The organism is Nocardioides flavus (ex Wang et al. 2016), from assembly GCF_014653115.1.
Classification (GTDB): domain Bacteria; phylum Actinomycetota; class Actinomycetes; order Propionibacteriales; family Nocardioidaceae; genus Nocardioides; species Nocardioides flavus.
In genome coordinates, this window is record NZ_BNAD01000020.1 from 38,906 (window position 1) to 44,980 (window position 6,075).

A 6,075-nucleotide genomic window follows, 5' to 3' on the forward strand; every position below is an offset into this window, starting at 1 on the left:
GTCGGCCCTGATCGGGTCAGGCGCCGCTGGCCCGGCGGGTCCCGTGCTCGTCCTGCTCGGCCTCGCGAGCGGCCCGGGCGGACTGCTCGACCGAGCGGGCGAGGGCAGAGTCCTCGTCGTTGCGACCGCTCGACCACACGCCGGTGGAGTCGAGGTCGATGGTCGAGACCGTACGCCGCTGGGCGGCCGGCTTGTTGACGTAGGTGGGGAGCGTGGTCGGCACCATGTCCCAGCCGCCGACGACGGGGATCTCGCCGGTGACCACGGCCGGGGCGTCGGCCGCCGGGGTCGACTGCGACGGCTCCGGCGCCACGGGCGCGGCGGGGACCCGCGGCTGGGGCGGCGTCACGGGCAGTTCTCCGGTGAGGTCGTCGGCCTGCTCCTCCTCCAGCGGCGGGAGGCCGATCTCGATCGCGGCGCGGGTCGCACGGCGGCGACGCTCGGCGCGTACGGAGACCCGGCAGGCGACGAGCCAGGCGACGAGCACGCCGGCGGGAGCGGCGACCCACGGCCAGGTGATGACCGATGCGGCGGCGAGGCCGATGACGACGGCGTTGGCCAGCACCACGAGGGCCAGCACGGTGCGGCGGCGCTTGGCGGCGCGGCGGGCGGAGGCACGCTCCGCGGCAGGGCGGGAAGCGGGCGTCAGCGGTCGCGGCGTACGGGCGGCGGGGGCGGTGACCTCCCGGGTCACCGTGGTGGTCACGGACGCGCTGACGGTCTCCTCGACCGGGCCGGCGAGCGGCGCGGGCGTCGCGTGGGCCTTGGTCTCCACCGGCGGGCGCAGGGACGCGCGGATCGGCGAGACGACGAGGCGCGCGTTGCGCCGGTCGACGGGCTCGCGGCGGGCCAGGACCCGCATGGTGTGGGAGAACTTCTCCACGGATCGGCTGCGGACGACCTCGTCGTGGTGCTTGAGGGCCTTGGGGATCAGGTAGACGGCCCACGCCACGGCAAGGGCGACGAAGATGAGAGCGCTCAGGTCCACGTCCGAAGCGTAGGAGCGTGGAGCGCAACCGGGGCGGATGTCAAGTGGTGTGTCGCAGAACTACTGGTGTGACTGGTGTGTCGAGAGTCGGGCGAGGACCCCTTCGGGTGCCTCCTCGGCGGTGACGGCGAAGATCCGGTGGTCGCGCCATGCGCCGTCGATGTGCAGGAAGCGCGGTGCGTAGCCGACCTGCTCGAGGCCGAGCTTCTCCACCACGCGCAGGGAGTTGGTGTTCTCCGGGCGCACGCAGATCTCCACCCGGTGCAGGCGGACCGGGCCGAGGCAGTGGTCGATCACCAGGCCCACGGCACGCGGGGCGACCCCGCGCCCGGCGACGTCGGCGGAGACCCAGTAGCCGATGGAGGCCCACTGCGCCGACCCGCGAGCGACGTTGCTGACCGTCACCTGGCCGGCGAACCTGCCCTCGACCTCGATGACGAAGGGCAGGCACTGGCCCTGCTTGGCCTGGTGGAGCAGCGACCGGGTGACGGCCTTGTAGGACGACGGGCGCGGGGGCGCACCCGGGGGGACGGTGGCGTCCCACGGCCGCAGCCAGTCGTGGTTGCGCGCGCGCACCTCCTGCCACTCGTCGGCGTCGGCGCGCCGCAGCGAGCGGACCACCACGCCGTCGGACTCCAGGCGCGCCGGCCACCCGGGCGCGCCGTCGGCGGCGCTCAGTGGTCGCTCCCGACGACCTGCTCCACGGCGTGGCGCACGACCGGCTCGAGGACGCCGAGCCCGTCCTTGACGCCGCCGCGCGAGCCGGGGAGGTTGACCACCAGGCAGTCGCCGACGAGACCGGCGAGCCCGCGCGAGAGCATCGCGGTCGGCACGCCCTTCGCGACACCGGCGGCACGGATCGCCTCGGCGATCCCGGGCACCTCGCGCTCGAGCAGCGCGGCGGTCGCCTCAGGGGTGCGGTCGGTCGGGGTGAGGCCGGTGCCGCCGGTGGTGAGGACCAGGCGTGCGCCCCCCGCCACGGCGGCGGAGATCGCCTCGCGTACCGGGTCTCCGTCGGGCACCACGGCAGGCTCGCCGCACGCGAAGCCCTGCGCGCGCAGCCACTCGACGATCAGCGGCCCGGTCTCGTCGGCGTACGTCCCGGCCGCGGCGCGGTTGGAGGCGACGACGACGGCGGCGGGCAGGCTCATCGCGCCCAGTCCCCGGACTGGCCGCCGCTCTTGGTCTCGACCCGGATGTCGGTGATCACCGCGGCCTTGTCGACGGCCTTGACCATGTCGACGACGGTGAGCGCGGCGACCGACACCGCGGTCAGGGCCTCCATCTCGACGCCGGTGCGGTCGGTGGTGCGGACGGTGGCGCTGATGTCGACGGAGGCGTCGGTGACCTCGAGGTCGACCGTCACGCCCGAGATCGCGAGGGGGTGGCACAGCGGGACGAGCGCAGGGGTCTGCTTGGCGCCCATGATCCCGGCGATGCGGGCCACCGCGAGCGCGTCGCCCTTGGGCACGCCCTCGCCGCGCAGCAGCTCCACGACGGCCGGGCTCACGAGCACGCGACCGGTCGCGGACGCCGTACGGGCCGTCACCGGCTTGTAGCCGACGTCCACCATGCGCGCGGCGCCGGTCTCGTCGACGTGGGTGAGCCGGCCCTCAGCCCGGTCGTGGGTGGATGCCATCAGAACTCCTCGTCGAGCTTGCGGATCGCGACCATCTCGCCTGCGGGGATGGAGATGGTCTCGGCCGGCACCTCGATGAGGCAGTTGGCGGTGGCGAGGTCGCCGATCAGGTGCGAGCCGTGGCCGCCGACCGGCGAGACGAACGTGCCTCCACGGTCGGTCTCGTAGACCCCGCGCACCAGCTGCACCTTGCCCTCGGGCGACGAGAGGCCGTGGGTGAGCCGCGCCCGGCCGGCGGGGCGTACGTAGGGCAGCTTGCCCATCATCCGGCGGATCGCGGGCAGCACGAACATCTCGAAGGAGACGTAGGAGGAGACGGGGTTGCCGGGGAGCGTGAAGACCGGGGTGTCGTCCTCACCGATCGTGCCGAAGCCCTGGGGCTTGCCGGGCTGCATGCCGACGCCGCCGAACCACATCGACCCGTGGTGCGACAGCGACTCCTTGACCACGTCGTAGTCGCCCTCGCTCACTCCCCCGCTGGTGACGACGAGGTCGGCGCGCACGAGCTGGTCGCTGAGCGCCTCGGTGAAGGCGTGCGTCTCGTCGGGCACGATGCCGACCCGGTAGGCGATGGCGCCGGCTGCGCGGGCGGCCGCGGCCAGCAGGTAGGAGTTGCCGTCGTAGATCGAGTCGTGGCCCAGCGGCGTGCCGGGGTCGCGGAGCTCGGAGCCGGTGGAGATCACCACGACGCGCGGGCGCGGGCGCGTGCGTACGGTCGCCCGTCCCACCGCGGCGAGCATGCCGAGGTGGCGGGGGCCCAGGACGGTGCCCTCCTCGAGGAGCATGTCGCCCTCGGCGATGTCGTCGCCGGTGGGCCGGATGTGCTGGCCGGCGGCCGCGGGACGGTCGATGCGGACCCGGGCCACGCCGCGGTCGGTCCACTCGTAGGGCACGACCGCGGTCGCCCCCGCCGGCACCGGGGCGCCGGTCATGATCTTGACCGCGGTGCCGGGCGACAGCGCCAGGATCGAGGACTGGCCGGCACCGATCTCGCCGACGACCGGCAGGGTGACCGGCTCGTCCTCGGTGGCGGAGGCGACGTCCTCGGCGACCACGGCGTAGCCGTCCATGGAGGAGTTGTCGAAGCTCGGCAGCGAGATGGGCGCGACGACGTCCTCGGCCAGCGCCAGCCCGAGCGCCTCCATGAGCGGCTGCGGGAAGGCCTGGAGCGGGGAGATCGTGGCGAGGATGCGCTCGACGTAGTCGGCGACCGGCAGCAGGTCAGCCATCGGTCTCCCGGGTCGGGGCGTCGTCGGCGTCCTGCTCGCCCAGCACGGTGCCGCCCTCGACCCGCTGGGCCGAGGACGCCTCCAGCGAGACGTCGCCGACGACGCGGACCTTGGGACCGAAGGTCCAGTCGCCGTCGACGGTGAACGACTCGGCCTCGCGCAGCGACGGCGCCCCCTCGGGGAAGCGCTTGTCGAAGTCGCCGACCAGCTTGTAGAAGTCGCCGTCGAGGGAGACGAACGGCACCCCGTCGCCGGCTTGGTCGAGCACGAAGTCCTTGCCGATGTCATAGACGTCGGAGCGCAGCACGAGCAGGTCGTCGGTGGTCTTCACCGGGACGAACCGGTCGCGGCCGACCTCGATCGTGCGGGCGCCCTCGAAGACCTCGATCGCGGCGCCCATCGCGGTCTCGATCTGGATGACCTCGGGCGTGCTGCTGTCGGCCGGGTCGAGGTGCTTGACGTTCCTGATCAGCGGCAGGCCGAGGATGCCGCCGCGCGCGTCGAGGGCCTCGACCATCGCCCGGATGTCGAACCAGAGGTTGTTGGTGGAGGCGTACCGGTGCCGGTCGAGGTCGCTCAGCGCCTCCTTGTCGACGTCGAGCGTCTGGGCCGACTCCCGCAGCACGATGCGCCCGTCGGCCTTGCGCCGGGCGAAGTGCCCACCCTTGCGGTCCGACGGCGTACGCCGCACGGCCTCGATCGCGAACGGCGCGCCGCTCTGGGCGAACCAGCCGGCCACGCGTGCGTCGGGCACCGCGCCGAGGTTGTCGGAGTTGGAGACGAAGACGTAGCGGTAGCCGGCCTCGAGCAGCTGCGTCAGCAGGCCGGTGCCGCGCAGCGCGGTGTAGATGTCGCCGTGGCCGGGCGGGCACCACTCGAGGTCGGGCGCCTTCGGGTACGCCGCGGGCATCAGGTCGGCGGCGAGGAGCTTGGGCTCCTTGTTCTGCAGGAACTCCAGCGGCAGGCCCTCGACGGGCAGGTCCTCGTAGCGGGCGAGGGCGGCCATCGTGTCGGCAGAGGTGCGGAACGAGTTCATGAACATCAACGGCAGCGGTGCGTCGTACTGCTTGCGCAGGTGCAGCACCTGCCGGGCGATGATGTCGAGGAAGCTCAGGCCCCGGCGCACGCACAGCAGCGACTTGGCGCGGTCCATGCCCATCGACGTGCCGAGGCCGCCGTTGAGCTTGATGACCGCGGTGGCGCGGATCGCGTCGGCGGCCACGTCCTCGGGGACCTCGACGTCGTCGAGGGACTCCATGTCGAGCGGCTCGATCGAGTCCTCGGTGATCATGCCGGTCTCGCCGTGCTCCAGCAGCCGGTAGTAGTGGGCGAAGGTGTCGATCGCGACCTCGTCCACCCCGGCCTGACGCATCTTCTCGCGTGCGAGATCGAGCCCTTGGGGGTTGCCCTTGCTTGCCATGCTTCGATCGTAGGCTGCCGGGGTGGGAGCACGACACTCGCCGGCCAAGACCGCCCTGCGCGACCAGGTGCGGGCCGCGCGCAGGCGCCGCCCGCTGGGTGCCGCCGCGCAGTTCGCCACCGACGTCGCCGGGGTCGCTCTGGCCTGGGCACCGGTCCGCGACGCCGCCACCGTCGCGGCGTACGTCTCGGTCGGCAGCGAGCCCGGCACCGGCCTGCTGCTCGACGCCCTCGTGGCCGCCGGCAAACGGGTCGTGCTGCCGGTCGTGCTGCCGGACCTCGACCTCGACTGGGCGGTCTACGACGGGCCCGGGAGCCTGGCCCCGGCGACCCGCGGGCTGCTCGAGCCGGCCGGCCCGCGGCTGGGCCGCGAGGCGATCGCGACCGCCGACGTGGTGCTCGTGCCCGGCCTCGGGGTCTCCTGCTCGGGTGCACGGCTCGGGCAGGGCGGCGGCTGCTACGACCGCGCGCTCCCCCGCGTACCTGCCGGCACCCCCGTCGCCGTGGTGCTCTTCGACGACGAGGTGGGCCTCCCCGTGCCCGCCGACGCCCACGACGTGCGGGTGGGCTTCGCCCTGACCGCGGGCGGGGTGCTGCCGTTGTCGCAACCACCGGTTACCCGGTGATTCATCGGGTTATCACCGGTTGCAACGGACTGGAAGTTCACCGATCACCGGTTGACCGGCTCTCCTGACTGATGTGTGGGTCATGCTCGGCTTGGGAGGGCTGGTCTGTAGGGGCCGCGGCTGAGCATCGCGAGCGCGATGAGGGGTTGGGGTGAGTGGAAGCCGAACGCGATG

7 protein-coding genes are annotated in these 6,075 nt (G+C 73.3%); 1 reads left to right on the forward strand and 6 read right to left on the reverse strand.

Annotated elements, in window-relative coordinates; genetic code table 11:
• Positions 1 to 16 precede the first annotated feature (16 nt).
• From sepX to IE200_RS19370, 6 genes are read right to left on the reverse strand one after another with little or no spacing between them, the layout of a single operon-like run.
• Positions 17 to 988 carry a divisome protein SepX/GlpR gene (gene sepX / locus IE200_RS19345; RefSeq protein WP_191281123.1) on the reverse strand — a complete coding sequence of 324 codons (972 nt, stop codon included), beginning with the start codon at positions 986 to 988 and terminating at the stop codon, positions 17 to 19.
• 60 nt (positions 989 to 1,048) lie between these two features.
• A complete protein-coding gene (locus IE200_RS19350; protein ID WP_229856845.1) occupies positions 1,049 to 1,612 on the reverse strand; it encodes a GNAT family N-acetyltransferase in 564 nt (187 codons plus the stop codon).
• Positions 1,613 to 1,662: 50 nt separating this feature from the next.
• Entirely contained in the window at positions 1,663 to 2,139 is a 477-nt protein-coding gene (locus tag IE200_RS19355) for a MogA/MoaB family molybdenum cofactor biosynthesis protein (RefSeq protein WP_191281124.1), read from the reverse strand.
• Positions 2,136 to 2,627 (reverse strand): cyclic pyranopterin monophosphate synthase MoaC, encoded by a 492-nt coding sequence (gene moaC / locus IE200_RS19360; RefSeq protein ID WP_191281125.1) that lies wholly within the window; start codon positions 2,625 to 2,627, stop codon positions 2,136 to 2,138. The genes IE200_RS19355 and moaC overlap by 4 nt, the downstream gene beginning before the upstream one ends.
• Complete coding sequence (glp, locus tag IE200_RS19365; RefSeq protein WP_191281126.1) at positions 2,627 to 3,856, reverse strand: molybdotransferase-like divisome protein Glp; 1,230 nt, start codon at positions 3,854 to 3,856, stop codon at positions 2,627 to 2,629. The genes moaC and glp overlap by 1 nt, the downstream gene beginning before the upstream one ends.
• Complete coding sequence (locus IE200_RS19370; RefSeq protein ID WP_191281127.1) at positions 3,849 to 5,276, reverse strand: UTP--glucose-1-phosphate uridylyltransferase; 1,428 nt, start codon at positions 5,274 to 5,276, stop codon at positions 3,849 to 3,851. Before IE200_RS19370 ends, glp begins: the two co-directional genes overlap by 8 nt.
• Positions 5,277 to 5,298: 22 nt before the next feature.
• On the opposite strand from IE200_RS19370, the gene IE200_RS19375 reads away from it, so the two are divergent.
• Positions 5,299 to 5,901 (forward strand): 5-formyltetrahydrofolate cyclo-ligase, encoded by a 603-nt coding sequence (locus IE200_RS19375; protein ID WP_191281128.1) that lies wholly within the window; start codon positions 5,299 to 5,301, stop codon positions 5,899 to 5,901.
• The last annotated feature ends 174 nt before the right edge of the window (positions 5,902 to 6,075 follow it).

Excerpts from the sequence above, each read along its gene's own strand:
- IE200_RS19355 (WP_191281124.1), bottom strand. The coding sequence starts at position 2,139 with ATGAGCCTGCCCGCCGCCGTCGTCGTCGCCTCCAACCGCGCCGCGGCC.
- moaC (WP_191281125.1), bottom strand. The coding sequence starts at position 2,627 with ATGGCATCCACCCACGACCGGGCTGAGGGCCGGCTCACCCACGTCGAC.
- glp (WP_191281126.1), bottom strand. The coding sequence starts at position 3,856 with ATGGCTGACCTGCTGCCGGTCGCCGACTACGTCGAGCGCATCCTCGCC.
- IE200_RS19370 (WP_191281127.1), bottom strand. The coding sequence starts at position 5,276 with ATGGCAAGCAAGGGCAACCCCCAAGGGCTCGATCTCGCACGCGAGAAG.